The organism is Rhodopseudomonas boonkerdii (assembly GCF_021184025.1).
GTDB lineage: Bacteria > Pseudomonadota > Alphaproteobacteria > Rhizobiales > Xanthobacteraceae > Tardiphaga > Tardiphaga boonkerdii.
The window spans coordinates 2,493,382-2,517,663 of record NZ_CP036537.1; the positions used below are offsets into that span (position 1 = coordinate 2,493,382).

At 62.9% G+C, this 24,282-nt stretch carries 26 protein-coding genes and 1 tRNA gene; 19 read left to right on the forward strand and 8 right to left on the reverse strand.

Annotation, left to right across the window (positions count from 1 at the left end):
- Positions 1-311: 311 nt before the first annotated feature.
- Positions 312-971 (reverse strand): peroxiredoxin, encoded by a 660-nt coding sequence (locus tag E0H22_RS11545; protein ID WP_233025776.1) that lies wholly within the window; start codon positions 969-971, stop codon positions 312-314.
- Between the two features lie 390 nt (positions 972-1,361).
- Between E0H22_RS11545 and E0H22_RS11550 the strand changes: the two genes are divergently transcribed.
- Positions 1,362-1,937 (forward strand): hypothetical protein, encoded by a 576-nt coding sequence (locus tag E0H22_RS11550; protein WP_233025777.1) that lies wholly within the window; start codon positions 1,362-1,364, stop codon positions 1,935-1,937.
- A gap of 57 nt (positions 1,938-1,994) precedes the next feature.
- Here the strand turns inward: E0H22_RS11550 and E0H22_RS11555 are convergent, their stop codons facing one another.
- Positions 1,995-3,830 (reverse strand): alkaline phosphatase family protein, encoded by a 1,836-nt coding sequence (locus E0H22_RS11555; protein ID WP_233025778.1) that lies wholly within the window; start codon positions 3,828-3,830, stop codon positions 1,995-1,997.
- Between the two features lie 156 nt (positions 3,831-3,986).
- On the opposite strand from E0H22_RS11555, the gene E0H22_RS11560 reads away from it, so the two are divergent.
- The 3 genes from E0H22_RS11560 to E0H22_RS11570 are packed head-to-tail and all read left to right on the forward strand — an operon-like array spanning position 3,987 to position 7,170.
- A complete protein-coding gene (locus E0H22_RS11560; RefSeq protein ID WP_233025779.1) occupies positions 3,987-6,005 on the forward strand; it encodes an acetyl-CoA carboxylase biotin carboxylase subunit in 2,019 nt (672 codons plus the stop codon).
- On the forward strand, positions 6,002-6,871 hold the full coding sequence (locus tag E0H22_RS11565; protein ID WP_233025780.1) for an isocitrate lyase/PEP mutase family protein: 870 nt from the start codon (positions 6,002-6,004) through the stop codon (positions 6,869-6,871). Before E0H22_RS11560 ends, E0H22_RS11565 begins: the two co-directional genes overlap by 4 nt.
- Entirely contained in the window at positions 6,871-7,170 is a 300-nt protein-coding gene (locus tag E0H22_RS11570) for an acylphosphatase (protein WP_233025781.1), read from the forward strand. Before E0H22_RS11565 ends, E0H22_RS11570 begins: the two co-directional genes overlap by 1 nt.
- 164 nt (positions 7,171-7,334) lie before the next feature.
- On the opposite strand, the gene lipB is transcribed toward E0H22_RS11570, so the two are convergent.
- Entirely contained in the window at positions 7,335-8,060 is a 726-nt protein-coding gene (gene lipB / locus E0H22_RS11575; RefSeq protein WP_233025782.1) for a lipoyl(octanoyl) transferase LipB, read from the reverse strand.
- An 82-nt stretch (positions 8,061-8,142) separates the two neighbouring features.
- Between lipB and E0H22_RS11580 the strand changes: the two genes are divergently transcribed.
- Complete coding sequence (locus E0H22_RS11580; RefSeq protein ID WP_233025783.1) at positions 8,143-8,385, forward strand: FliM/FliN family flagellar motor switch protein; 243 nt, start codon at positions 8,143-8,145, stop codon at positions 8,383-8,385.
- A gap of 128 nt (positions 8,386-8,513) precedes the next feature.
- A tRNA-Leu gene (locus E0H22_RS11585) sits at positions 8,514-8,598 on the forward strand.
- Between the two features lie 183 nt (positions 8,599-8,781).
- Here the strand turns inward: E0H22_RS11585 and E0H22_RS11590 are convergent.
- Complete coding sequence (locus tag E0H22_RS11590; protein ID WP_233025784.1) at positions 8,782-9,966, reverse strand: MFS transporter; 1,185 nt, start codon at positions 9,964-9,966, stop codon at positions 8,782-8,784.
- A gap of 308 nt (positions 9,967-10,274) precedes the next feature.
- On the opposite strand from E0H22_RS11590, the gene E0H22_RS11595 reads away from it, so the two are divergent.
- Positions 10,275-10,649, forward strand: a complete 375-nt coding sequence (locus E0H22_RS11595; RefSeq protein ID WP_233025785.1) for a hypothetical protein — start codon at positions 10,275-10,277, stop codon at positions 10,647-10,649.
- 13 nt (positions 10,650-10,662) lie between these two features.
- On the opposite strand, the gene E0H22_RS11600 is transcribed toward E0H22_RS11595, so the two are convergent.
- Both E0H22_RS11600 and E0H22_RS11605 read right to left on the reverse strand, forming a co-directional pair.
- Positions 10,663-11,958 (reverse strand): polysaccharide deacetylase family protein, encoded by a 1,296-nt coding sequence (locus E0H22_RS11600; protein ID WP_430715245.1) that lies wholly within the window; start codon positions 11,956-11,958, stop codon positions 10,663-10,665.
- 107 nt (positions 11,959-12,065) lie between these two features.
- Positions 12,066-12,842 carry a polysaccharide deacetylase family protein gene (locus E0H22_RS11605; RefSeq protein WP_430715246.1) on the reverse strand — a complete coding sequence of 259 codons (777 nt, stop codon included), beginning with the start codon at positions 12,840-12,842 and terminating at the stop codon, positions 12,066-12,068.
- Positions 12,843-13,003: 161 nt separating this feature from the next.
- Between E0H22_RS11605 and mgtE the strand changes: the two genes are divergently transcribed.
- The 4 genes from mgtE (at position 13,004) to E0H22_RS11625 (ending at position 16,644) form a co-directional block, all read left to right on the forward strand.
- Positions 13,004-14,431, forward strand: a complete 1,428-nt coding sequence (gene mgtE, locus E0H22_RS11610; protein WP_233025788.1) for a magnesium transporter — start codon at positions 13,004-13,006, stop codon at positions 14,429-14,431.
- 67 nt (positions 14,432-14,498) lie between these two features.
- Positions 14,499-14,798: a helix-turn-helix domain-containing protein gene (locus E0H22_RS11615; RefSeq protein ID WP_233025789.1), complete on the forward strand. Its 300-nt coding sequence runs from the start codon at positions 14,499-14,501 to the stop codon at positions 14,796-14,798.
- A 129-nt stretch (positions 14,799-14,927) separates the two neighbouring features.
- Complete coding sequence (locus tag E0H22_RS11620; RefSeq protein ID WP_233026303.1) at positions 14,928-15,746, forward strand: aldo/keto reductase; 819 nt, start codon at positions 14,928-14,930, stop codon at positions 15,744-15,746.
- A gap of 94 nt (positions 15,747-15,840) precedes the next feature.
- The gene (locus E0H22_RS11625; protein WP_233025790.1) at positions 15,841-16,644 is read left to right on the forward strand and encodes a YdcF family protein; all 804 of its coding nucleotides are present in this window, start codon (positions 15,841-15,843) and stop codon (positions 16,642-16,644) included.
- Positions 16,645-16,648: 4 nt separating this feature from the next.
- On the opposite strand, the gene E0H22_RS11630 is transcribed toward E0H22_RS11625, so the two are convergent.
- Positions 16,649-16,966 (reverse strand): DUF3253 domain-containing protein, encoded by a 318-nt coding sequence (locus E0H22_RS11630; protein ID WP_233025791.1) that lies wholly within the window; start codon positions 16,964-16,966, stop codon positions 16,649-16,651.
- A gap of 129 nt (positions 16,967-17,095) precedes the next feature.
- On the opposite strand from E0H22_RS11630, the gene E0H22_RS11635 reads away from it, so the two are divergent.
- The gene (locus E0H22_RS11635) at positions 17,096-17,998 is read left to right on the forward strand and encodes a hypothetical protein (RefSeq protein ID WP_233025792.1); all 903 of its coding nucleotides are present in this window, start codon (positions 17,096-17,098) and stop codon (positions 17,996-17,998) included.
- Here E0H22_RS11635 and E0H22_RS11640 read toward each other — a convergent pair.
- Positions 17,973-18,716: a DUF599 domain-containing protein gene (locus E0H22_RS11640; RefSeq protein ID WP_430715247.1), complete on the reverse strand. Its 744-nt coding sequence runs from the start codon at positions 18,714-18,716 to the stop codon at positions 17,973-17,975. The two genes, E0H22_RS11635 and E0H22_RS11640, sit on opposite strands and share 26 nt — an antisense overlap.
- 128 nt (positions 18,717-18,844) lie before the next feature.
- Here E0H22_RS11640 and E0H22_RS11645 point away from each other — a divergent pair, with 128 nt between their 5' ends.
- The 7 genes from E0H22_RS11645 to rnc all read left to right on the forward strand — a co-directional run bounded on the left by E0H22_RS11645 (position 18,845) and on the right by rnc (position 24,271).
- On the forward strand, positions 18,845-19,501 hold the full coding sequence (locus tag E0H22_RS11645) for a glutathione S-transferase family protein (protein WP_233025793.1): 657 nt from the start codon (positions 18,845-18,847) through the stop codon (positions 19,499-19,501).
- A 109-nt stretch (positions 19,502-19,610) separates the two neighbouring features.
- A complete protein-coding gene (locus tag E0H22_RS11650; protein ID WP_233025794.1) occupies positions 19,611-20,567 on the forward strand; it encodes a hypothetical protein in 957 nt (318 codons plus the stop codon).
- A 47-nt stretch (positions 20,568-20,614) separates the two neighbouring features.
- A complete protein-coding gene (locus tag E0H22_RS11655) occupies positions 20,615-21,052 on the forward strand; it encodes a DUF1489 family protein (protein ID WP_233025795.1) in 438 nt (145 codons plus the stop codon).
- 180 nt (positions 21,053-21,232) lie between these two features.
- Entirely contained in the window at positions 21,233-21,994 is a 762-nt protein-coding gene (locus E0H22_RS11660) for a pyridoxine 5'-phosphate synthase (protein ID WP_233025796.1), read from the forward strand.
- Positions 21,991-22,410, forward strand: coding sequence for a holo-ACP synthase (gene acpS, locus E0H22_RS11665; protein ID WP_233025797.1), 420 nt, complete (start codon positions 21,991-21,993; stop codon positions 22,408-22,410). Before E0H22_RS11660 ends, acpS begins: the two co-directional genes overlap by 4 nt.
- 293 nt (positions 22,411-22,703) lie before the next feature.
- Positions 22,704-23,462 (forward strand): signal peptidase I, encoded by a 759-nt coding sequence (gene lepB / locus E0H22_RS11670; RefSeq protein ID WP_233025798.1) that lies wholly within the window; start codon positions 22,704-22,706, stop codon positions 23,460-23,462.
- Entirely contained in the window at positions 23,459-24,271 is an 813-nt protein-coding gene (gene rnc, locus E0H22_RS11675; protein WP_233026308.1) for a ribonuclease III, read from the forward strand. The genes lepB and rnc overlap by 4 nt, the downstream gene beginning before the upstream one ends.
- Positions 24,272-24,282: the final 11 nt, after the last annotated feature.

Below are 24,282 nucleotides of genomic sequence, written 5' to 3' on the forward strand. Positions count from 1 at the left end.
CGCAATGTGATTCTCTGTCTGGCGACCTTCATCGTCATGCTGCCGCTGACTCTCTTCCCGCGCTTGACCGCGAAGCTCGCATCGCGATCTTCGGCGGTGCATCGGCCGATGCGACATGGGCTCCGCTTTTGCTCTATGGCGCGCTATTCGGCTTCTCTCGCTACGCGACGGTCGAGCTGACCTCGCCATCTCTGCTCAAGCGCTGCACCAGGCCGGCGGGGTTCGCAGCGCTGGATCCAGCCTGCTCAAAAACAAAAGAGGCGCCGCGATCATCTCGCGGCGCCTCTATGTTCTTGCAAATCGCTCGCAGCTTACTTCGGCTGCGGTACGATGCGGATGTAGGGCTTCGGCTCCTTCCAGCCGTTCGGATAAATCGTTTTCGCCTCATCGTTGGTTACCGAGCCCGCGATGATCACGTCCTGCCCCTGGGCCCAGTCCGCCGGCGTGGCGACGCGGTGCTTGGCGGTGAGCTGCAGGCTGTCGATGACGCGCAGGATTTCCTGGAAGTTACGCCCGGTGGTCATGGGATAGACGAGGATCAGCTTGATCTTCTTGTCCGGCCCGATGACGAAGACGTTTCGCACGGTGGCATTGTCGTTCGCGGTGCGGCCGTCGGCGCCGCCCGCGGTATCCGCCGGCAGCATGTTGTAGAGCTTCGAAACCTTCAGCTCGGTGTCGCCGATCATCGGGAAGGCAGGGCGTGCGCCCTGGGTCTCGTTGATGTCGTCTGCCCATAGCGAGTGCTTGTGAACGGGATCGACCGAGAGGCCGATCAGTTTCACATTCCGCTTGTCGAATTCCGGCTGAAGTTTCGCCAATGCTCCGAGTTCGGTGGTGCAGACCGGGGTGAAATCCTTCGGATGCGAGAACAGCAGTGCCCAACTGTCGCCGATCCAGTCATGGAATTTGATGGCGCCGTTGGTGGTCTCTGCCTCGAAGTCAGGTGCGATGGAATTGATTTGAAGACCCATGGTCGACCTCATGTCTTGGAAGGGATCGCGCTGAGAAGCGTGCGTCAGCCGATTATAGGTAGGGGGCTGCGTCATTGGAACCGGTGCTCGAAAAGGACAAGATCGTTCTCCCGTTCGCGCCTCAAAGAGCATCGTCTTTTACGCAAGCCCTCTGCGACATAATAGCCCTGGCAATATGAAGTGATGCGATGCCGCGAAGTTGCCGCCCGCCAGGCGCAATGTCGCCGGAGGTGATCGCCACATCCTGTCGAACCAAGCGAGGCCACCGTGCGACTGACCTGCAACGGTTGGGGATAAGAAATGTGCCAATTCTTTCTCTTAACCGCTCGTTAATTCGCTCGTGGAATCTCTGGGCTATCTTAAAAAGCACTGCAAATAGAAGAGTTTGAAATGTCCACCGCTGCCGTTGCCGAGGTATTCGGCGCCATCGAAACGTCCTCCATCGCCGATCGCCGCGCTGCGGCGCAGGCCCTCGCTCTCGTCCGCGACGGCGTGATCACCGGCGAGGGGCCGACCGCCCGCGGTCGTATTCATTTCTCCCGTGCGCTCGATGCCGATGATGCCGACTTGTGCGCGCGCATTCTTGGCGCATCGGCACTTGCCGGCGAGCCGGTGAGCCGCGACGAAGCCGAGGCGCTGTTCGCCATCAACGAGGCCGCGCGCGAGCGCAGCGACAATGGTCGTTTCGACGATTTGTTTGCTAAGGCCGTTGTGCATCACGCCGCCTCCGCCTCCGGCCTGCCAGTGCCGCCACGTGATGTCGCGCTGTCGCCCGACGTGTCGATCGACAGCTGGGCGCCCACCAAGGCGGTCGGTGTGAATGTCGAAGTGCTGGAATGGATCGCATCGCAGATGCGTGCCAAACGCGTGAGCAACGCTACCATCATGACGCTGCTCGCGGCCGTAGTCGGCGCCGCCACGCTGCCGTTGGCGCAGTTGCCGACGGTGTTCGATATTGGCATGTAAGCGAAATCGGTCTTGAAAGCGAAACGGCGGGCATTGCCCGCCGTTTTGTTTTGGTCGTTACTTTTTCGCGTCCAGTCCGACCGTACGGCCGGGGAATCCGGCGACGTCGAAATAGCGTTGCGCGCCGACTTTCTGCCCGACCAGCACGGTGCGCAGACCCTGGTCGTCCGGCTTCGAGCGCGTCGTCTCCGACATCACTTTCGGTGTCTTGCCGTTCGGCATGGCCTCGGTCATCACGCGGCCGATCAGCTTGCCCTTGGCTTCGCGCTTGAGCCCGAGCAGATGCGCGGCGGTGATGCCAACGTCGGCATTGCTGACCGGCAGGGGATCGACGAAGCCGGCTTTGAAATCCGGGCCGATCGCCGCCATGAAATTGTGGGTGTCGCCGCGGCCGAATGATCCATGCATCCCCTGACCCTGACGCAGCACCGTATCCGCGACCTCGACCTGACAGGCGGGGGGCTGATCGCAGCCGGTCGAATAGGAGCGAAACGAGACGGCGATGGCTGGATGCGGCGTGACGGCTTTGCCCGAGAGATTGATCGCCGACAGTGGCAGTGCACCGGGGAACGAGCCGAGCTGGTCATCCACGAAAATGCCGCTGATATAGTCCTGCTTCAGGAGCGCCTTCACGGTCTTCGCAGCAAGCGCCTTATCCCTGCTCGGCAGATAGATCAGGTCGGAGCCGCCATTTGTGGCAACGATCAAATCCGGCTTGTCCTTGTCCTTGCCGATATAGGCATTACCCGCTTTCGGATAGGCATTGTCGCCGACGGCTGCGAACTTGTCATTGGGATCGAACAGCGGCAGGCCGAGCGACTTGGCAAGATCGATCGCGAGGAAGCCGAGCGGCAGGAAACCTTCTGGTGTGTCGGGATAGGTGCTCTTGACGGTCGCCGAGGTCTTGCTCTCCTTTGAAATCGTCGAGAAGCCGTGATCGGCCGAGATCATGATGTTGGTGGTGCCGGAGAGGCCGAGATCGTCGAGCGCCTTGCGCAGCTGGGCGAGATTGTCGTCGGCGTTCCTGATGGAGGCGAGCGAGGAGGGGCCGTTGATGCCCGGCGTCACCTTGTTGAGGCTGTCGCCCTGATTGTGCTGAGTGCCGTCGGGGTCGCGCGACCAGAACACCAGCACAAACGGCTTGTTGCGCGCCTTAAACATCGGCAGAACCACCTTGGTCGCGACATCGGCCATATAGGCTTGTTGCTTGGTATTCGCTTCCGTCGTGCCGGGCGTCTTCGCGTCACCTGCTTTGGCATTGTCGCCGCGGCTCGGCGTTTCCAGAGCGAGACCGGCCTTGCTGAGCGCGTCTTTCATCTCTTCCGAAAGCGGAATGCCAAGCAGCTTGCCGGCCTTGTCGACGCCCCCGGTCTGGTCGTCGATGGTGATGGTTTCACGGCCGGTCCGTTCGGTGTGATCGAACATCAGCGTCGGCCCGACCTTGCCGATGGCGGCGGTCGAGAAGCCCGCTTTGCGCGCAGCCTTGAGCAGCGTTTCCTCGTTGAGATAGTCGCCGTTGAACTGCTCATCGAGATCGCCGAGCACCTGGTCATGCTCGATGAAAGGGATGGTGCTACCGTTCTGAACCGAGGTGGCACGGCCCGTATAGATCGAGTTCGAGAACACGCCGCTATCGCCGAGATAGTGGCCGGAGGCCATGCCCGACGCGTTGGCCATGGTGAAGGTCGGAAACAGCGAATGCGAATTCCTGAAGTTGACGCCCTTATCCCGCACCGCGGACATGGCGGGTGCCGTTTCCGGCGTCACCTTCAGTGCCCGAAGCCCGTCAGGTACGAACAAAATGAGGTTGCGGGGCGGACTGTTTTGGGCGAACACCGTGGGTGCTGAAATAAGACAGAGACTTAGGGAGAGGATGGTGGCAGCGCCGCGCATGAAACACCTCGCTTCAGGAAACGCCGGCCCCGTCGGACCGGGCCTCTTTTCTAGTTTTCGTCCGCGACAGAATTGTTACGGCTGCGGCGCCATGTCACATTGTGCCGCCGGTTTCATCTTCCCGATCCCGCCTCAAGGTTGCAAGTAAGACAGCTCATGTTCAAAAAGATTCTGATCGCCAACCGCGGCGAGATCGCCTGCCGCGTCATCAAGACCGCCCGCAAGATGGGCATCAAGACGGTTGCCGTTTACTCCGAGGCGGACCGCGACGCGCTGCATGTCGAGATGGCCGACGAGGCCGTCTTCATCGGCCCGCCGGCCGCGGCCGAGAGCTATCTCCTGATCGACAAGATCGTCGAGGCCTGCAAGCAGACCGGCGCCGAAGCGGTGCATCCCGGCTATGGCTTCCTGTCCGAGCGCGAGGCTTTTCCGCGCGCGCTGGAAGCGGCGGGTATCGTGTTCATCGGCCCTAACCCCGGCGCCATCGCGGCCATGGGCGACAAGATCGAGTCCAAGAAGGCTGCTGCGCAGGCCAAGGTCTCCACGGTGCCCGGCTTCCTCGGTGTCATCGAGGACGACAGGCATGCCGTGAAGATCGCCGACGAGATCGGCTATCCCGTAATGATCAAGGCCTCCGCCGGCGGCGGCGGCAAGGGTATGCGCATCGCGCATTCGACCGCGGAAGTCGCCGAGGGCTTCAATCTCGCCAAGGCCGAAGCGAAGGCCTCGTTTGGCGACGACCGCGTCTTCATCGAGAAGTTCATCGTCGATCCCCGTCATATCGAAATCCAGGTGCTCGGCGACAAGCATGGCAATGTGATCTATCTCGGCGAGCGCGAATGTTCGATCCAGCGCCGCAATCAGAAGGTCATCGAGGAAGCGCCGTCGCCGCTGCTGGACGAAGCCACCCGCCGCAAGATGGGCGAGCAGGCGGTCGCCCTCGCCAAGGCCGTGAATTACGACAGCGCCGGCACCGTCGAATTCGTCGCGGGTCAGGACAAGAGCTTTTATTTCCTCGAAATGAACACCCGCCTGCAGGTCGAGCATCCGGTGACCGAACTCGTCACCGGCGTCGATCTTGTCGAGCAGATGATCCGCGTTGCAGCCGGCGAAAAACTGGCGCTGCAGCAGAAGGACGTCACGCTGACCGGCTGGGCCGTCGAGTCCCGCGTCTATGCGGAGGATCCGTTCCGCAATTTCCTGCCCTCCATCGGCCGTCTCGTAAAATATCGTCCGCCGGCCGAAAGCCATGTCGAGGGCGGCGTCACCGTGCGCAACGACACCGGTGTGCAGGAAGGCGGCGAGATCTCGATCTATTACGATCCGATGATCGCCAAGCTCGTCACCCATGCGCCGTCGCGCGCGGCGGCCATCGATGCGCAGGCCAATGCGCTCGATGCCTTCTATGTGGACGGCATCCGCCACAACATTCCATTCCTGTCGGCATTGATGGTTCATCCGCGCTGGCGCAGCGGCAATCTCTCCACCGGTTTCATCGCCGAGGAATTCCCGAGCGGCTTTGCCGCCAAGGCGCCGGAGGGCGAGGTCGCCCGCCGTATCGCTGCGGTGGCTGCAGCGGTCGATGCCGTTTATGGCGAGCGTAAGCGCCAGATCTCGGGCCAGATGATCGGCCGCCCGGTGGTGCGCGCCGGCCGTCGTGCCGTCTGGCTCGAGCGGGAGGAAGTCCTGCTCGATGTCGCGAGGGATGGGGATGCCGTGACGGTCGCCTTCATCGATACCGACGGTAAGGCCGGCACCGTGCATCGGGTGCAGTCGGCGTGGAAGCCCGGTGTGCCGGTCTGGGACGGCACCATCGATGGTCATCACGTCGCGATGCAGGTCCGCCCGCAGGCCTCGGGCATCCGGATCGCGCATCAGGGGTTTGAAGTTGCGGTGAACGTCTTCACCGAAACCGAAGCTGCAGCCGCACGTCTGATGCCCGTCGGCGTCAAGGCGGATACCGGCAAGAAACTGCTGTGCCCGATGCCGGGTCTCGTGGTTTCGATTGCCGTGACCGAAGGCCAGGACGTCAAGGCGGGCGAGACCCTCGCCGTGGTGGAGGCGATGAAGATGCAGAATGTGCTGCGTGCCGAACGCGACGGCACCGTCAAGAAAATCCATGCCGCTGCCGGCGCAACGCTGGCGGTGGATGCGCTCATTCTTGAATTCGCATGACGACGTTCCGGCAGCGGCGCTACGGTCTGCGGGCGATCCTGTCCGGCGACCGGTGCGTGCGGCCGGGCTCGGTCTATGATGCCATCTCGGTACGTATCGCCGAAGATCTCGGCTTCGAGGTCGGCATGTTCGGCGGCTCCGCGGCGTCGCTCGCCATTCTCGGCGATCCCGACATCGCGCTGATCACGCTCTCCGAACTTGCTGAGCAGATGCGGCGGATGTCGCGTGCCGGCAATCTGCCGGTGCTGGTCGACGCCGATCATGGCTATGGCAATGCGCTCAATGTCCGCCGCACGGTGGAGGAGCTGGAAGCCGCCGGTGCCGGCGGCCTCACCATCGAGGACACGTTGCTGCCCGCCGCGTTCGGCGAAGCCAGGGCACAGGTGATCTCGGCGGAAGAGGGGCTCGGCAAGGTCAGGGCTGCGCTCAGTGCGCGCCAGGATCCGGCGCTCGTCATTGTCGGTCGTACGGGTGCGGCTTCGATCACTTCAGTTGACGATGCCATTGCACGAGCAAAGTCGTACGAAGCTGCAGGCGTCGATGCGATCATGTTCACCGGTCTCAAGAACCGCGCCGAACTGCAGGCCGCGAGTGCCGCGACGACATTGCCCATCGTGCTTGGCACGCCCAGCGACGACATGATCGAAGGGGATTTCCTGAGCGCCCAGCGCGTCCGCATCTGCATTCAGGGCCACGCGCCAATTTCCGCGGCCATGGCCGCTGTGCATGCGACGCTGAAGGCCGTGCGCGGAGGGGCAGGGCCGAAGGAATTGAAGAACCTCGCTTCTGCCGATCTGATGGACAGCGTTACCCGCAGCACTGTCGTCAAGCAGCGAGGCATCGACTATCTCGGGCTGAAAAAATAATGCCGAGTATTATCCGCCATGTGACGGTGACAGGCCGCGTGCAGGGCGTCGGCTACCGTGCCTGGACCGGCGATCAGGCCATCCTGCTCGGTCTGCAGGGCTGGGTGCGCAATCGCCGCGACGGCAGTGTCGAGGCGGTGTTCGCCGGACCGCAGGATGCGGTGATGGAGATGATCGAGATGTGCCGCCGCGGCCCGCCGCCTGCGCATGTGTCCGGTGTCGTGGTCAGCGATGCCATGCCGGACATGCTCAAGCTGCGCTCGGGCGGCGAGACGTTTTCGCAGTTGGGAACGCTGTAGTTGCGGAGAAGCAACCAACTCCGCCCTCATCCTGAGGAGCCGCGCTTTTTGCGCGACGTCTCGAAGGATGGCCGCAAGCGTCGGGGTGTCCCATTCATGGTTCGAGACGGCGCTCGAGCGGGCGCCTTCTCACCATGAGGGCGGAGGTGAATTGCAGGTTCAGGTTACGCCGTCTCTAGCCCCGTGCTCTGCATCTCGCCGAACACCTCGCCATACGCCTTCCTCAGAGCGACATCCACATCCGTCATCGTCACAGGCAAGCCGAGATCGACGAGGCTCGTCACGCCATAGCGCGGATCGACCACGCCGCAGGGGACGATCGCGTCGAAGTGCCTGAGGTCGGGCTCCACATTGATGGCGATGCCGTGGAAAGAGACCCAGCGCTTCAGGCGCACGCCGATGGCGGCGATCTTGTCCTCGTATCCTGCCCCCTTGTCGGGCCGTTTCACCCAGACACCGACACGATCCTCGCGCCGCTCGCCCTTTACGTTGAAGGTGTCCAGCGTGCGGATGATCATGTCTTCCAGCGCCGCCACATAGGCGCGTACATCAGGGCGTCGTGCCTTCAGGTCCAGCATCACATAGGCCACCCGCTGGCCGGGTCCGTGATAGGTGATCTGGCCACCGCGGCCGCTCTCGAAGACAGGAAAACGCGCCGCCAGAAGATCGGTCTCCTTGCCGGATGTACCGGATGTATAGAGTGGCGGGTGCTCCAGCAGCCAGACCAGTTCCGGCGCCTCGCCAGCCGCGATTGCGGCCACGCGCGTTTCCATCGCCGCCACCGCCTCAAGATAGGGAATCGGGCCGTCCTCGATCCGCCATTCCACGGCAGGTCCGGCGGCGCCGCGGGAAAACGGCGTCAGATCGAGGGTTTGGCGGTCATTAACCATTGGCTAACCATAAGCGTGCTGTTCTCAGGCTGTCCTGACGCGCAGGTGCGCAGGGTCCTTTATTTGTGACTGTGGGGCCGACGTGCCAACCCTCGACAATATCTCCGTAGATATCATGGTGGTGCTTGGCACCACCACAATGCCGGTGCATCAGGTGATGCGGCTCAGCCGCGGCGCCATCATCGAGCTCGATGCCACCGAGCAGGACGAGGTGAAGATTCTCGCCAACAATCTGCCCGTGGCCTCCGGTTCGGTCATGGTCGATCGCAACCGTATCGCCGTCGAAGTCAAGCAGATGCTGCCGCGCTCGCCGGAACGCCGCTGAATCCAGCGCAGATAATTTTCCCCAAAGGGATGGTGGGAACGCGGTTCGGGCCTTGTGCCCCCATCATCGATTTGTTACATCGGCGCCGGTCGAACCGGCCGGGCGATTTGCCCCGCCGGTCATTTCCAGCGCTCGTGGCGGAATTGGTAGACGCGCTGCCTTGAGGTGGCAGTCCGTAACAGGGTGGGGGTTCGAGTCCCTCCGAGCGCACCACATACCTCATAAAAATCAGATATTTGCGGGCATGTGTTGCGAGGCCGTATGAGCTTCGGGCATTGCAGTTGCATATCCGGACGCCTCAACGGCAATCGTGGCGGTATTTACCGAGACCGATAGGAACGGCAAGGTGCCTCACTATCGTGGAATGCCGATACCGTTGTCGGATGCCGGCAGCAGCTATCCCCGCGCTGCGAGCACCAGCGCTCCCATCGCCGCCACGGCGCCGATTAAAAACGCTGCGCCGTAACCGAAAAGCCCGGCTGCATAGCCGACCGCGGGCGCGGTGACACCAATCGCCAGGTCGAAGAACGCGATGAAATTCGCAATCGCGCGGCCGCGCTGTTCGATGGGGACACGGCGGGTCGCCTCGACGCCCATCGACGGGAAGATCAGCGAGAAGCCGATGCCGGTGACCAGCGCGCCAGCCAGGGCCGTCCAGGGATCCGGCGCCAGCCAGATCATGGCTTGGCCGATGGCTTCGATTGCCAGTGAGATCACCGCGACGCGCGTGCCGCCGAACCGATCGGGCCAATGGCTGCCGATCAGACGCACGGCGATATAGCCGGTGGAGAACAGAGCCAGCGCCATGCCGGCGCCGGACCAGCCACGCGCGGCATAGGCGAGGGCGAGGAAGCTGGTGATGCCTGCAAAGGGAATGGTGGAGAGAAACAGGATCGTGCCGGGGCGCCAGATCAGGCCGATCACCTTATAGAACGGTGTGCGTTCGATGTTGCCGGAGACCGGAATATCGGGAATCGTCGCGGCGATGGCGAATGCGATCAACGGTGACGCGGCTGCCGTGATTGCAACGCCGGCAAAGCCGGCGGCGCCGTAGATGGCAAGGCCGAGCGGCGCACCGAGACCGATGGCGGCGTACATGGCGATGCCCTGCCATGACATCACGAGACCGGTGCGCTGCGCACCGAGCCGGCCGATGCTCCAGTTCATGGCCCCCGTAATGAACAGGCTTTCGCCGAAGCCCAGCGCGACGCGCCCGGCCAGCAGCACAGCGAGCTTGGCGACGGCGTGGATCGGCAGCAATGCCGCAGTGAGATAGAGCAGGCCTGCAACGATCGCGAGCGGCAGACCGGCGTGGATGACGGAGCGCGCACCGCGATGATCGCACCATGTGCCGGCGCGGTGGCGCGTCAGGACGGTGACGACAGATTGCAGGCCGATGGCGAAGCCGATCACGCCGGCGCCGAAGCCGAGCTGGTCATGCAGATAAAGTGCGATTGGCGGCAATGGCAGGCCGACCGAAAGAAAGCCGAAAAACACGATGGCCACATGTCTGAGCAGACTGTTGCGATCGGGACTGGTCAGCGGCGCAGGTTTGGTGCGGAGAGGGGCGTTCTGATTCATATCGACGTGCTTCTTTGCCGTGGTCGCGTATGCGAGCCACATCCGAGCACGTTGATTGACGTTAACGCTTACGACGGGGCGACCCCTGTGGGGCCAGCAATTACTTCGGCCGTGGCCGACAAGTCAAGCCGCCGCGTCGGGCGGTCGGCAAGGCTCCCTTGATGCGGGGCGATCCAGCGTACGAAATCGCCTGATCGATTGCAGTTGTCATTCCGGCTTAGTGCTCCCGTAACGATCTACCGTTAGCAGTGCCCGCCGCGACCCTGGCCTGCGATGATCGTGGGGCGTAACGGTCGCCCGGAGCGCCCATGAAATATCTGAGCTATATCTACCGCGCGGCTGCCAACTTCGCTTTTCTGGCGCTGGTTTACTTCAGTCTGAATTTCATCGGGACGTATCAGCAACGCGCCATCGTCGCCGCGCTGGTGCTGGCCTATGCGGGCATGCGGGCGATTTCGGCCGCGCGCGGTTTCGTGTTTTTCAAGGCGATCCAGAAGCTGGAGCTGGAGACACGGCGCCTCGGCGGTCTCGCCGGCGAAGGTCCATCGGCCGTCGCCAGTCGCAAAGCACTGGTTGGCGATGTGGTGCAGCAGCGCCAGGCTGGCGAGATGAAGGCCTATATCGACTTGTTCTTCCTCGCCATCATCGTGGTGCTCTGCGTCGTCAAGATCGTCACCGACTAAAGCGGGATGCGGATTAGCGAGGCGCAGCCGCTGCGGAAGGCGACAGGCCCGGCGGGATCGCACCCGGAATCGTCCGGCGTTCGCTGCTGGCATCGATCGAGATCAAGCGTGCGATGCCATCGTTCTCGGCCTGTGCATGAGGGCTGCGCTCGGCATGGTGCGGAAGCCGCACCAGCGCGTTGATCGGCTTGTTATGTCGCTCGGCGATATCGAACAGGGACTCGCCGGGCACTGGCAGAGCATCGATCGCCGGCATCGCCGGAATGCCGGAAATGCGCGGCCATGGCGCCTCTATGAGCGAGGGCGTCGTGCCGCGTGGCTGGCGGACGTGTGCAAAATTCTCCGTCAGCGACAGCATCTGGTCGGATGGGGTGATCTCCGGCGCCGGCAGCATATCGAAATGCGCGAAAGCGAAGCGCGGGACCTTGTGCCAGTGGGTGATGGCGACGGTGTCCGAGGCCGGGTGCAGATCCCACTCCTGCGGCGTCGTCGGCGTCTTCGGCTTGCCAGCGGTGGCTGCTTCCACATGGACGATACGATAGCCGCCGGCCTTGAGGTCGCGCAGGATGCCGGGCAGGGCGGCCACCGTGCGCGGTTGGATGTCATGCAGCAACAGGATGCCCTTGCCCTTGGCCTTCAGGCGCGAGAGCGCCAGATCGTGCACCGTCTGCGACGAGACGTGACGCCAGTCGTCGGCGGGGAAATCCGCGCTCCAGGTCTGGATGCCGCGCGAGGCCAGATAGTCCTCGACCGCGCCTGCGCGCAGCAGGCCGGGAATGCGGAAGAATGGCGACAGTAGAGCGGGATCGCCGAGCGCCGCCTGCGTATGCGCGATCCCGTCCTCGATTTCCTTCTGCGCCTGTTCGATCGGCATCCGGTTCATGCTGAGCGGATGGTTTTCCGTATGCGTGCCGACCGAGTGACCGAGCCGGATCAGCTTCCGGACGCCGTCGGGAAATTCCTTGGCCATGCGGCCGATCACGAAGAACGTTGCCTTCACGCATTCCGAAGCGAGGATATCGAGGATCTGGTTCGAATATTTCGGAATTGGCCCGTCGTCGAAGGTCAGCACGACTTCCTTGTCACGGAGCGGCAGCGTCTTCGCATATTGCATGGTGCCGATGCGCGGATATTCGCGCGGATCGACCACGATAGTGCGCGACGTACCGAGTGCATCGGGATTGCTGCACGTCTCAGCGAAAGCAGGGACCGCGAAGAACAGCGTCAGACCCGTCAGCGCGCCGAGGCACTGCCGCCACGCGGGGCAGAGCAGCGATCGTGCCCGCTTGCCAGTCGTTGCTGCTTCCATCATCCGATCCGTCATCCGAACTTTGCCGTCCGGAAAAACTACCGGCGTGGCCGTAAAGACATTGTTAAGTATGTCGGCCCCGTCTGCCGGATCGTTCGATCTGCTCTTTAATGAGAGATGGCGCGGGAGCTCGCGGTCGGCGGTACGATATGCACGACCTTGTAGTTGTTGTTTCTGAGATAGCGCAGGAAATCGGGCAGCATCGCGGCAGTCTGGCCCTTGGTGTCGTGGAACAGGATGATGCCCTTCCCATTCGCCTTCAGCCGGCCGGTAACGAGTTCGAGCTGCTGCTGCGGCGTCATCGGGTTCCAGTCGCTGGCCCAGAAGTCGGCCCCGAACACCGCGATCCGACGCGACTGCAGGAGATCGAGCAAGGCTGGCGTCGATTCAAAGTAGGGGAAGCGGAAGAATGGCGTCGTCGGCACCGAGGTGGCCTTGCCGTTGAGGGCCATTTCGTCCGCCGAGATGCCGCGGTCGATCTGCTCGACGGCCTTCTCGAAGCTGACTTTCTTGAGGTCGGCATGCGCGAAAGTGTGATGCGCAATTGTATGCCCCTCGGCCGCCATTCGCTTCACGAGTTGCGGATGTGCTGCAGCGCTCTGGCCGATCATGAAAAAGGTGGCACGCACGCATTCGCTGGCCAGCGCGGCCAGGATCTTGGAAGTGGTCGGCGGATTCGGTCCATCGTCGAAGGTCAGCACCACCTCGCGATCTCCCAGCGGGAGTGTATCGGGAAAGCTCTGCTTGCCGACGCGCGGGTAGGTTTTGGGATCGACGGTGAGCACCCGCGCCGTGCCGAGCGTGTCGGGGCGGGGGCAGCTTTCGGCATGAGCCGCCACGGTCGAGGTAATCAGCGCAGCGATGACAATCCTGAACACGATCAATTCACTTTCCTGTCGGCGATTTCGCGGACTCGATATTTCCGATTGCATCCAGCATCCGGCACTGGCTATTGCCTGATCCTAACGAATGCTCCCAGCTGGATTAGCGCATTTCCGCTGAAACTGCGCCATCCGCATTTCTCATCGATCAGGCGAGGTCCGACATGGCTGATGACGTCGAGCTCGCCATGAAACCTGAAGCCGAAGCCTCGATCCTCGACCGCATGCCGATGCGCGACAGCGAGGGGAACATTCGTCCCGATTTCGTCGAGACTATTTCGCAGGCGGTTCGGTCGGCGGACGCCGTATTCCTCTGTGAGCTTGTGGGCGAGTTGCATGAAGCGGACCTCGGCGATCTCGTTCAGGCGCTGGCGGCGGACGAACGCGTCCGGCTGATCGAGCTGACCAAGGCGGATTTCGATTTCTCCGCTCTGAATGAGGTGGACGATACCGTTCGCGAGGAACTGCTCGAGGAGCTGGAACCGGAAACCGTCGCCGAAGGGGTTCGCGAACTCGACTCCGACGATGCGGTCGAGCTTCTCGAGGGTGTTGACGAAGACGTTCAGGACGAGATTCTCGAAAAGCTGCCGTTGTCCGAGCGCGTCGCTATCGAGCGCAGCCTGACCTATCCGGAGGAGACCGCCGGCCGCCGGATGCAGACGGAGTTCATCGCCGTCCCGCCGGACTGGAATGTCGGCCAGGCCATCGATTACATGCGTGAAACGCCGGATCTGCCGGACCGCTTCTACGAGATCTATTCCGTCGATGCCGACCAGCGCTGGCAGGGCGCGGTCTCTCTGGACCGGCTGCTGCGCGCCCGTCGTCCAGTGCCGCTCGCCGAACTGATCGACGAGGATCGCCGTCGCGTCTCGGTGCTCGATCATCAGAGCGACGTCGCCCGCATGTTCGGCAAATACAACCTGGTCTCGGTACCGGTTGTCGACACCGATAGCCGTCTGGTCGGTGTCATCACCATTGACGACGTGGTCGACGTGATCGAGGAGGAGGCCGACGAGGAGGTCAAGGCACTGGGCGGCGTCACGTCAGACGAAGAGCTGTCCGACAATTTCGTCACCATCGCCCGTGGACGTTTCACCTGGCTGCTGATCAATCTTGCCACCGCCTTCCTGGCCTCGTCGGTGCTCGGCCTGTTCGAGGGCCAGCTCGAACAGATGGTGGCGCTGGCCGTGCTGGCGCCAATCGTCGCCAGCCAGGGCGGCAATGCCGCAACCCAGACCATGACGGTGGCCGTCCGCGCGCTCGCAACGCGTCAGCTCAATCCCGGTAACGCGTTGCGTATCATCATCCGCGAGGCGCTGGTCGGCCTGATGAACGGCATCGCCTTTGCCGTCGTCACCGGTATCGCCGCCTTCCTGTGGTTCAAGACCCCTGGCCTGGGCATCGTCATCGGCCTTGCGATGATCACCAATCTCGTCGCCGGCGCCCTCGGCGGGATTCTGATCCCGATGGCGCTCGACCGCGTCAAAGCCGATCCGGCCGTGGCGTCCGGAACTTTCGTGACCACGGTCACCGATGTGGTCGGCTTCTTCGCCTTCCTCGGTATCGCGACAGTGTGGTTCGGGCTGAAATAGCGGAACGCCCGCGTCTTCATCGCTCCTTAACGGTATTGCCCGACCATCCCTGGCAAAGAGGTCGAACATGCGCTTGCGGTTGAAGGCTGACGGACGGATCGTCGAATTGCGCGACGGGCACGAAGTGCCGCTCGCGCCCGAGATGCCGGTCAAATCACGCGCCAGCGAGCCGGAGGTGCGCGACCTGCGCCGCCGTGCCCAACTGACCCAGACCGAATTCGCTGCCCGCCTCGGTGTTCCCGTCGAGACCATTCGCAACTGGGAGCAGGGCAAGCGCAGCCCGCGCGGCCCGGCGCGTGCGCTTCTGGCTGTGATCGCCCATGCACCCGACACGGTGTTTGCGGCGCTCGCGCCTGCGGGTGCCTGAGCATTCGATCCGAGCGGCGTGAGCTCGAACAGCGCCGGACTAGCCCCCGGCGCGCAATATGGTTCGAAAAGTGGATGCCAGTTCGCATCCGCCCATGAAGAACGTGTCTTCTCCAACAAGGGGGACGGCGTGCAGTTCGTCGAAGCAAATGGCGCCCGTATCCCGGCCATCGGGCTCGGCACCTGGGAGCTGCGTGGCCGCACCTGCGCGCGGGTGATCGAGCAGGCCATCAAGCTCGGCTATCGTCATATCGACACCGCACAGGTCTATGAGAACGAGCGTGACGTCGGAGAGGGCATTCGTGCATCGCACGTGCCGCGCAACGAGATCTTCGTCACCACGAAGATCTGGACGACGCATTTCGCACCCCACAATCTCGAACGCTCGGTGAAGGAAAGCCTGACGCGGCTGCGCATGAGCGAGGTGGATCTGCTGCTGCTGCACTGGCCCAGTTCACAGGTGCCGCTGGACGAGACGCTCGGCGCGCTGGCGCATGCCAGGCGCCTTGGATTGACGCGGCATATCGGGGTGTCGAATTTCACGGTGACGCTGATCGAGCAGGCGATCGCCGCCTGTCCGGAGCCGCTGGTTTGCGATCAGGTCGAGTACCACCCGTATCTCGACCAGGCGAAAGTGCGCACAGCCTGCAGCGATAACGGTCTGGCGCTGGTCGCATACAGTCCCATCGCCAAGGGCAATGTCCGTGGCGACGACACGCTTGCCGCCATCGGTAGAGCATATGGCAAGAGTGCTGCGCAGGTCTGCCTGCGCTGGCTCGTGCAGCAGGGGGCCGTTGCGATTCCGCGCACCTCGAAAGTCGAGCGTTTGTCTGAAAATATCGACGTGTTCGATTTCATGTTGTCCGAACATGAGATGGCAACCATTTCTGCCCTCAGTCGCTCCGACGGTCGGCTGACCGACTACGGTTTCGCGCCGAAATGGGACTGACTTGGCTGTCATGCCGGCCAACGCGCATTTGCCTCATTGATCCCGCAGAGGGGATCGGCCATTTCCAAGCTCGTTGCCCGCCAGCGGACCTATCATGTTCTTTTATGCCTCGAAGATCCTCGGCTTCTTCACGCAGCCGTCCAATATCATCGCCACGCTCTGCGTCATCGGCCTCGCGCTGGTGCTCTTGAACCGACAACGGATTGGCACCTGGCTGGTCAGTCTCGGTGTCCTGTTGCTGCTGGTGCTGGGCTATTCGCCGCTCAGCAATGTGCTGCTACTGTCGCTCACCGAGCGTTTTCCGCAATGGCAGGACGGCGGCCGGGCGCCGGATGGCGTTGTTGTGCTCGGTGGCGCCATCGATCCCGATGCCACCGCGGCTCGCAATTCGCTTGAGATCAATGCGGCCGGCGAGCGCGTCGTCGCGATGCTGGAGCTCGCACGCCGCTATCCACAGGCGAAAATCGCCTTCACCGGTGGCGCTGCGAGTTTGATCGAACAGACGCTGTCCGAGGCGCCGGTCGCCGGCGACGTGCTGCGGCAGTTCGGCGTCGCACCTGATCGAATCGTGCTGGAGACCGACAGCCGCACCACCGAGGAGAATGCGACTTTCACCGCGCGCCTCGTCAATCCGAAGCCCGGCGAGCGCTGGCTTCTCGTCACCTCTGCCTGGCACATGCCACGCTCGATCGGTGTCTTCCGCAAGGCTGGCTTCGATGTCGATGCCTATCCGGTGGACTGGCGTACCCGTGGCTGGATCGATGCATCCGAGACCTTCGATACCGCCAGTGCTGGGCTCGCGCGTGCCGATATCGCGCTGCATGAGTGGGTCGGCCTCGTGATTTACAGGCTTATCGGCCGCACCAGTGAATTGCTGCCGGGACCGAAGAAGCAGTAGCGGCCTATTCGTCCTTCGGCAGCCCTAGCCGATATACGCCGCGGAAATCCTCGGGGTCTTCGACCGGCTTGCCCTTGCGATAAATCACAAGCCGGCCTTCCAGCATCAATGTTACGGCGGCGCGACGGATCGGCGCCAGTTGTGCATGCCAGTCGCCCTCCGGCTCGATCATCTGAGCGATCTCCGGCGCGCTCAGGGAACGGGCGGGATCGCGGCCGAGAATGGCCAGGATGCGCTCGTCGAGGGGCAGGGGTTTGGGCTTCGCCGGCTTGGGCGTTGCGGCGGACGATTTCTTTGGAGCTTTGGATTCGGATTTGGCCATGTCCTGGCATCGCCGATCCCGCATCGTCGTGCAAGCTGTGACATGGCGGACATGGCGCGCAGAGGGGACCGGCGCTAAGGTCGCACCACTCGCGTACCAATTGTCTTCAAGTTCATATCCTTCGCATTCATGGAACCTCGGCACCTCATTCGCGCAGCGATCGCCGCCTCGGTGCTCGGTCATCTGGCCTTGGCCGCAGGGGTCTACTTCGCCGATGCCCGGCCGATCGCGGTCCATGACGAAAGCGTCAGCGTCGATCTGGTGACGCCCCAGGACCTCGCCGAGGCCGAGAAGAAGGCCGAGGAGGCGCAGCCGGAGCCGGACAAGCAGCCGGAGCCTGCAAAACCCGAATTCCGCCTGCCTGACCTGACCTTCCAGCCGACGCTGGAAGAGAAGACGCCAGCTGAGTCGGCGGCCAAACCGCCCTCCGAGCCGCAAAGTGCCTCCCCGCAACAGCAGGCTGCACCTGCGCCGCATCCACAACAGCAGCAGCCCCGGCCGTCTTCGTCGCCCCAGCAGCAGGCCCAGGCGCCATCATCGCCGCAGCCGACCGCGCCGCCGTCGGAGCAGCAGCAGACCGCTTTGCAGCCGCAGCAGCCGGAACTGCAACTTCCTCCGTCGGTAGTTGGACAGGCGCCGCCGCAGCCCGATCCGGACATCACGGTAAAATATGGCGTTATGCTCGGTTTGCCCGGTTTCGGCGGCGCACCGGCATCGGAGCAGGCGGATGTCGCCAAGACCGATATTGCTGCCTTTCATCGCCACCTGAAAACATGCCTGAAGTTGCCGGCCGATGTAGCGCGCAGCGACGATGCCATGGTGAAGCTGCGCGCGATGCTGTCGCCGGACGGTCGCCTCGTGGCCGAGCCGACGGTGATCGAGGTGCGCCGGCCGGCCAAGGCGGCATTGCTGCTGCAGGCCGCCAAACATGCGCTGGAAGCTTGCCAGCCTTATTCGATGCTGCCGGCAGACAAATACAATGAGTGGAGGGTGCTCGATCTGCCGTTCACGCCGCAGGATTTCGGGAGCTAGCTTTCTCCTCGGCGAGTGTCTTCTTGGCGATTTGTAGATCGTCGCCCATGGCACGCCAGGCGCTGGACGCGAATTGCCGTCGCCATGTCACCACTACCACCGCTGCGGTGGAAACGATGAATACCCACGGGCTCACGAACCAGCCGAGATAACCAAGCGCGAAGAAGAATGCGCGCTGACCGCGATTGAAATGTCGCGCGGCGGCGCCAAACATTTGCGTCGTGCGCACCACATGCGCTTCCGCTTCCGGCGTGTGGCGATCCGCTGCGAAGGGCATCGCGCCGACCAGGATTGCGACATAGTTGAACAGCCGATAGGCCCAGGCGAATTTGAAGAAGGCGTAGACGAAGATCAGGATCAGCCCGAAACACTTGATTTCCCACAGACCCGGCGACGAATTGAAGCCGATCGGCAGATTGGCCATGATCGGCATTACTTCATTGGTGGCGCGCAGCAGTGCCAGCGATCCGCCGATGGCGATCAGCGTCGTGGAGGCGAACCAGGCGGTGCCGTTCTGCAGCGAGGTCAGGATGTGGGTATCGACGATCCGTGCCTCGCGCGCGAGCAGACGGCGCATCCACACCTCGCGATAGGCATGCATGCGCGCCGACAGGCTGTCGCGACCATATTTGCTGTGTTCGAGCGTGATCGCATAGGCAGCCCATTCCAGAATGAAGAAGCCAAGCGCAAAAACGTCGATCCAGGAATAGTTCAGCATGCGGCCCCCATCGTCTCAGGCTGCGGTTCTGCCACTTCGTTTCGCGGGCGGCAACGGCCTGCTATGCCCAACTTGATTGCAGCGCTGGCGCGCGCGTGGCATTTTGCGCGCCTTGCAGGGAGCAGATGATGGCTTTGAAACTGGTGATCGGTAACAAGAACTACTCGTCGTGGTCGATGCGCCCATGGGTCGCCCTGAAGGGCGCCGGCATCGCGTTCGATGAGGTGATGATCCCGCTCTATACCGGCCCCGCCGACAAGCAGCGGCTTCTCGATGTCACGCCGTCGGGGAAAGTGCCGGCGCTGATCGATGGGGACGTCACCGTCTGGGATTCCCTGGCGATCATCGAATACGCCGCTGAGCGTTTCCCCGAGGCGAAGCTGTGGCCGGAAGACGCCGCCCACCGGGCCCATGCGAGGTCGATCTCGGCGGAGATGCATTCCGGTTTCATGCCGTTGCGCAATGAATGCGGCATGAACCTGCACCGGCCGGTGAAGGCGAAGGTGCTGTCGGATGATGCCAGGGCGAATATCGCCCGTATCGACGAGATCTGGTCGTCTTGCCGTGCGCGCTATGGTGCGGCCGGCCCATATCTGTTCGGCGCTTTCAGCGCCCCCGATGCCATGTTCGCGCCGGTGGTGCACCGCTTTCTGACCTACGCCATCGAGGTGTCTCCCGCCGCGCGCGCTTACATGGACACCATGCAGGCGAATCCGGCGTTCCGGCAGTGGACGGAGGAAGGGCTCGCCGAAACCCTCCTGATCCCGCGCTTCGAGGAAGAGTGATCGCGTCGGCTGCGATCCGGACTTGTTCTGGCGGATATCGTCGCCATAACAACAGCATATTGCGGGTGCATGCAGCCGCAACGTCTTGAATATCGGTGGGGACTTCCGAATGAATGCGGCCTGGGCGGTTTCGCTCGATCATCTCTGGCGCTCGGCCACACTCCCCATGTGGCTCGCATTCGCAGCGGCCGTGTTCTTTGCGTTGATCGTGCTGGTGACGCTGCTGCGTGCCGAGAAGTCGGTCGCTAATGGCGCACTGACGGTGATCACGTTGCTCGCCATCGGCGTCGCGGCAGCGGCCACTCTGCGCAGCTCCGAGACGACGGAGCACGCGGTCGCAGCGTCGGCTCCGGCGGGATTGCAATTTGCAAGCGCCTTGCCGGCATTGTCCTGTCTGGACGAACTCGCGGGAGATATGGTGCTTGCCGCGTGCGAGAAATCGCTGTTTGCCTCGCCGGAATCCGTAGCTGCGGCCGTGTCGAGTTCGGCTGCATTGCTCGACCGTCTGCGCGCCCATGGCGATGTCGCCGCCGCAGACAAGACGATGACGCCAGAGCTCGCGTTGCTGCGCCGTGCGGTGGAGCGTGATCGCTATGGCTTGTTTGCTTATGTGTTGCAGGCGCGCGATCGCTGCATGCCGGAGAGCTGCCCGGCCTATGCTTCCGTCACAGACCACAAGCAGATCGCGTCCAATATGGGCGAGCGGTTCTATGAGGGTCTGCTGACGCGCTATGTGCCGGCCTGGACCGCGCCGCCGGCAATCGCCGCGGCTCCATCTCCGGTTCCGGGCGCGGCAACCGCAGCTGCCGCGATCGGCGGTCTTCCGGCGTCGGTTCCGACGGGCAGGCCGACCAATGCTGAATTCCCGTCATCTTCGTCGATCCCGCCGATTTCGATCATGACCGACACGCCCGTTCAAGCGCCGAAGCCGGCCAACGCACAGGCCGCCCCGCGCCCCGCGCCAAAGAAGCAGGCCGCGCCGAAAGAGGCGGCGAAGGAAGCGGTCCGTCCACAGCCGGTTGCGCCGGTTCAGCTTGCGCCCGGAGCGGGGCAGACGGATAATTGAGCTGTAGATACACCTTTAAGACTGCTGTTGGTTCCGATCTCACGCGCATGCCGTTGCATCTCGTCAAACTCGCCGTCGGTTGCGAGTCCATCGCCGATTTCAAGAGCTATCTGAGCGAGCGTATGCGCGCGGCCAAGGCGCGCGGCGAGAAGCAGCAGCACATCCATGTCACCCGCATGGTGCCGAAGCGCGATACTGAACTGCTCGATGGTGGCTCGCTTTATTGGGTGATCCGCGGCGAGATCGCGCTGCGCGAGAAGCTGATCGCCATCGAACCATTTCGTGACGGCGAGGGCATCAATCGCTGCAGACTGATCATGGAGCCGAAGCCCGTCACCGTGGCGCCGCGTCCGCTGCGTCCATTTCAGGGCTGGCGCTATCTTACCGACAAGGATGCGCCGCCCGATCTCGGCAAGGCCGCCGCGAGCATCGAGGCAATGCCCGAGCCGATGCGCCGCGAGCTGCGTGAATTGGGGTTGCTGTAACACGCGGCCGTAGGGCGGATGAGGCGAAGCCGTAATCCGCCGCGGAGTCTCCACCGTGAATCGGCCGGCGGATTACGCTACGCTCATCCGCCCTACGGGCCTTGCATGCCCGCAATACCTCGCAATGACAGCGCCATGTTGCTAGAAGGAACTCTCGACACCCGCTTGCGAAAGCCTGACATGCCGTCTTCGTCTCTCCGCCTTGGCGTCAATATCGATCACGTCGCGACCCTGCGTAATGCCCGCGGCGGCAAGCATCCCGATCCGGTTCGCGCGGCGCTCGAAGCGATCGCCGCCGGTGCCGATGGCATTACAGCGCATTTGCGCGAGGATCGCCGCCATATCCGCGATGCCGATATGGAGCGTCTGAAAGCCGAGATTTCCAAGCCGCTGAATTTCGAGATGGCGGCGACGCCGGACATGGTGCGCATCGCGCTCGGCGTGCAGCCGCATGCGGTATGTCTGGTGCCGGAGCGGCGCGAAGAACTCACCACCGAAGGAGGTCTGGACGTGGTCGGCCAGCGCGAGTCGCTGGAGCCGACTATCGCACGCTTCACCGATGCTGGCGTGCGCGTGTCGCTGTTTATCGCCGCAGATCCCAAGCAGATCGAGATGGCCGCCACGCTGAAAACGCCGGTGATCGAGATTCATACTGGCGCGTGGTGCGATGCCATTACTGATGGCGAATTGATCAAGGCCGACGCCGAATGGCAGCGCATCGCCGCCGGCGCGAAGCTGGCGAAGTCGATGGGCCTCGAAGTCCATGCCGGCCACGGCCTCGATTACGCTACTGCCGAGACGATCGCCGCGCTGCCCGACATCAAGGAGCTGAACATCGGCTACTACATGATAGGCGAGTCGCTGTTCGTTGGCCTCTCCGAAACCGTGAAGCAGATGCGTGCAGCAATGGATCGCGGCGTCGCCAAGCGAGCGAGCGCATGATCATCGGTATCGGCTCCGACCTGATCGATATCACCCGCGTCGCCAAGGTGATTGAACGCCATGGTGACCGCTTTCTCGATCGCATCTTCACCGAGACCGAGCGTGCCCGTGCCGAGCGCCGCGCCAAGAGCGAGAAGATGGTGGTTGCCACTTATGCCAAGCGTTTCGCTGCCAAAGAGGCCATGTCCAAGGCGCTCGGCACCGGCATCCGCCAGGGCGTCTGGTGGCGCGACATGGGGGTGGTCAACCTGCCGGGCGGTAAACCGTCGATGAAACTGACCGGCGGCGCGCTGGCGCGTTTGCAGGCACTGACCCCGGCAGGGCACGAGCCCCAGATCGATCTTTCGATCACCGACGACTGGCCGCTGGCGCAGGCCTTTGTGATCATCTCGGCCGTCATCCCGCCCAAATCCTGACAGACCTCCTGCGCAAGTCTGCCGCTGGAATTGTCGTGTTTCGGACACTTATTTGCACGGAATCGTGCGGCAAACTTGCGGCAGGGCCGGGCAGGCTTCGTTGCGCCGATCCGCGCAACCGGATAAACCTGCTGCGATACCGAACCGGCGCGAATTCTCGCTTTCGCCTTTCCAGGCCTCGCTTGATTTTGCCGTAATAGATTGAATTGATTGCGTTTTATTGAGATGGGGCAGGCGCCCCGGCATGAAATGTGAGACCAGCCGCGCAATCAGCCGCGGGAATCGGGAAAGCGATGAGCGTGACTTCGGGGACCAAGACTGAAAGCGGCTTCGGCGAAACCATCCGCGTCGTCATCAATGCACTGCTCATCGCGCTGGTGATCCGCACTTTCCTGTTTCAGCCCTTCAACATCCCCTCGGGCTCGATGAAGGCCACGTTGCTGGTCGGCGATTATCTGTTCGTATCCAAATATTCCTATGGCTACAGTCACTACTCCATTCCGCTGTCGCCCAACATCTTCTCCGGCCGCATCTTCGGCTCCGATCCGGCCCGTGGCGACGTGGTCGTTTTCCGCCTGCCGAAGGACGACACCACCGATTACATCAAGCGCGTGATCGGCCTGCCGGGCGATACGATCCAGATGAAAGAGGGGCTGCTCTACATCAACGGCAAGCCGGTGCAGCGCGAACGCCTGAGCGATTTCGTCGGCGAGGATCCCTGCGGTTCGGATGCGACGGCGCGGGTCAAGCGCTGGAAGGAAACGCTGCCCAACAACGTCACCTATGAGACGCTCGATTGCGTCGATAACGGCTTCTACGACAACACCATCGAATACAAAGTCCCTGCCGGCCACTTCTTCATGATGGGCGACAACCGCGACAACTCCACCGACAGCCGCGTGCAGTCGGCGGTGGGTTACGTGCCGTCCGAAAACCTGATCGGCCGCGCGCAGATGATTTTCTTCTCGATCGCCGAAGGCGAGCAGGCTTGGCAGATCTGGCGCTGGCCGACTGCGGTGCGCTGGAGCCGCATTTTCTCCATTGTGCGATGACGGACGATCACACCAAAACCATCGAGACAGCCGCAGCGCCGAATTCCGACGATCACAGCCCGGCGCCTGAGGCGCCGAAGGAGACTGCGGCCCAGCGCAAGAAGCGTGCGCGCGCCGAGGCCAAGGCTGCGGCGGCCGAAATCGAGACGCGGATCGGTCACAAGTTCAAGGATGCGCAGCTCCTTGAAACGGCGTTCACCCATGTTTCGGCGCTGAAGTCGCAGCGCAGCCGTACCGAGAGCTATCAGCGGCTGGAATTTTTGGGCGACCACGTGCTCGGCCTCGTGATCTCCGACATGCTGTATCGCGCTTTTCCGCATGGCGACGAAGGAGAGCTGTCGAAGCGCCTGGCCGATCTCGTTCGCAAGGAGGCCTGCGCCGATGTCGCGCGCTCGCTGGGATTTCAGGATGGCATCAAGCTTGGTTCCGTCGGCGCCGGCGTAGGGCAACGCCTGCGCAAATCGGTGCTCGGCGACATCTGCGAAGCGGTCATCGGCGCGATTTTTCTCGATGGCGGATATCCCGCAGCCGAAGCCTTCGTCCAGCGCAACTGGACGGAGCGGATGCGCAAGCCGGTGCGGCCGCTGCGTGATCCCAAAACCGTGCTGCAGGAATGGGCGCAGGGGCGCGGCTTGCCGACGCCGATCTATCGCGAGGTCGGCCGCTCCGGCCCGCATCATGATCCGCATTTCAAAATTGCGGTGGATGTGAGCGGGCTCGCCTCCGCTGAAGGCGAGGGTGGCAGCAAACGTGCCGCCGAGAAGGCAGCCGCAACCGCGATGCTGGAGCGCGAAGGCGTAAAATCTTGAAGGATGATGAC

Bases quoted from the DNA above. Each gene is read 5' to 3' on its own strand.
- E0H22_RS11545 (WP_233025776.1), bottom strand. From the start codon at position 971: ATGGGTCTTCAAATCAATTCCATCGCACCTGACTTCGAGGCAGAGACC.
- E0H22_RS11550 (WP_233025777.1), top strand. From the start codon at position 1,362: ATGTCCACCGCTGCCGTTGCCGAGGTATTCGGCGCCATCGAAACGTCC.
- E0H22_RS11555 (WP_233025778.1), bottom strand. From the start codon at position 3,830: ATGCGCGGCGCTGCCACCATCCTCTCCCTAAGTCTCTGTCTTATTTCA.
- E0H22_RS11560 (WP_233025779.1), top strand. From the start codon at position 3,987: ATGTTCAAAAAGATTCTGATCGCCAACCGCGGCGAGATCGCCTGCCGC.
- E0H22_RS11565 (WP_233025780.1), top strand. From the start codon at position 6,002: ATGACGACGTTCCGGCAGCGGCGCTACGGTCTGCGGGCGATCCTGTCC.
- E0H22_RS11570 (WP_233025781.1), top strand. From the start codon at position 6,871: ATGCCGAGTATTATCCGCCATGTGACGGTGACAGGCCGCGTGCAGGGC.
- lipB (WP_233025782.1), bottom strand. From the start codon at position 8,060: ATGGTTAATGACCGCCAAACCCTCGATCTGACGCCGTTTTCCCGCGGC.
- E0H22_RS11590 (WP_233025784.1), bottom strand. From the start codon at position 9,966: ATGAATCAGAACGCCCCTCTCCGCACCAAACCTGCGCCGCTGACCAGT.
- E0H22_RS11595 (WP_233025785.1), top strand. From the start codon at position 10,275: ATGAAATATCTGAGCTATATCTACCGCGCGGCTGCCAACTTCGCTTTT.
- E0H22_RS11600 (WP_430715245.1), bottom strand. From the start codon at position 11,958: ATGGAAGCAGCAACGACTGGCAAGCGGGCACGATCGCTGCTCTGCCCC.
- mgtE (WP_233025788.1), top strand. From the start codon at position 13,004: ATGGCTGATGACGTCGAGCTCGCCATGAAACCTGAAGCCGAAGCCTCG.
- E0H22_RS11615 (WP_233025789.1), top strand. From the start codon at position 14,499: ATGCGCTTGCGGTTGAAGGCTGACGGACGGATCGTCGAATTGCGCGAC.
- E0H22_RS11625 (WP_233025790.1), top strand. From the start codon at position 15,841: ATGTTCTTTTATGCCTCGAAGATCCTCGGCTTCTTCACGCAGCCGTCC.
- E0H22_RS11630 (WP_233025791.1), bottom strand. From the start codon at position 16,966: ATGGCCAAATCCGAATCCAAAGCTCCAAAGAAATCGTCCGCCGCAACG.
- E0H22_RS11635 (WP_233025792.1), top strand. From the start codon at position 17,096: ATGGAACCTCGGCACCTCATTCGCGCAGCGATCGCCGCCTCGGTGCTC.
- E0H22_RS11640 (WP_430715247.1), bottom strand. From the start codon at position 18,716: ATGCTGAACTATTCCTGGATCGACGTTTTTGCGCTTGGCTTCTTCATT.
- E0H22_RS11645 (WP_233025793.1), top strand. From the start codon at position 18,845: ATGGCTTTGAAACTGGTGATCGGTAACAAGAACTACTCGTCGTGGTCG.
- E0H22_RS11650 (WP_233025794.1), top strand. From the start codon at position 19,611: ATGAATGCGGCCTGGGCGGTTTCGCTCGATCATCTCTGGCGCTCGGCC.
- E0H22_RS11655 (WP_233025795.1), top strand. From the start codon at position 20,615: ATGCCGTTGCATCTCGTCAAACTCGCCGTCGGTTGCGAGTCCATCGCC.
- E0H22_RS11660 (WP_233025796.1), top strand. From the start codon at position 21,233: ATGCCGTCTTCGTCTCTCCGCCTTGGCGTCAATATCGATCACGTCGCG.
- acpS (WP_233025797.1), top strand. From the start codon at position 21,991: ATGATCATCGGTATCGGCTCCGACCTGATCGATATCACCCGCGTCGCC.
- lepB (WP_233025798.1), top strand. From the start codon at position 22,704: ATGAGCGTGACTTCGGGGACCAAGACTGAAAGCGGCTTCGGCGAAACC.
- rnc (WP_233026308.1), top strand. From the start codon at position 23,459: ATGACGGACGATCACACCAAAACCATCGAGACAGCCGCAGCGCCGAAT.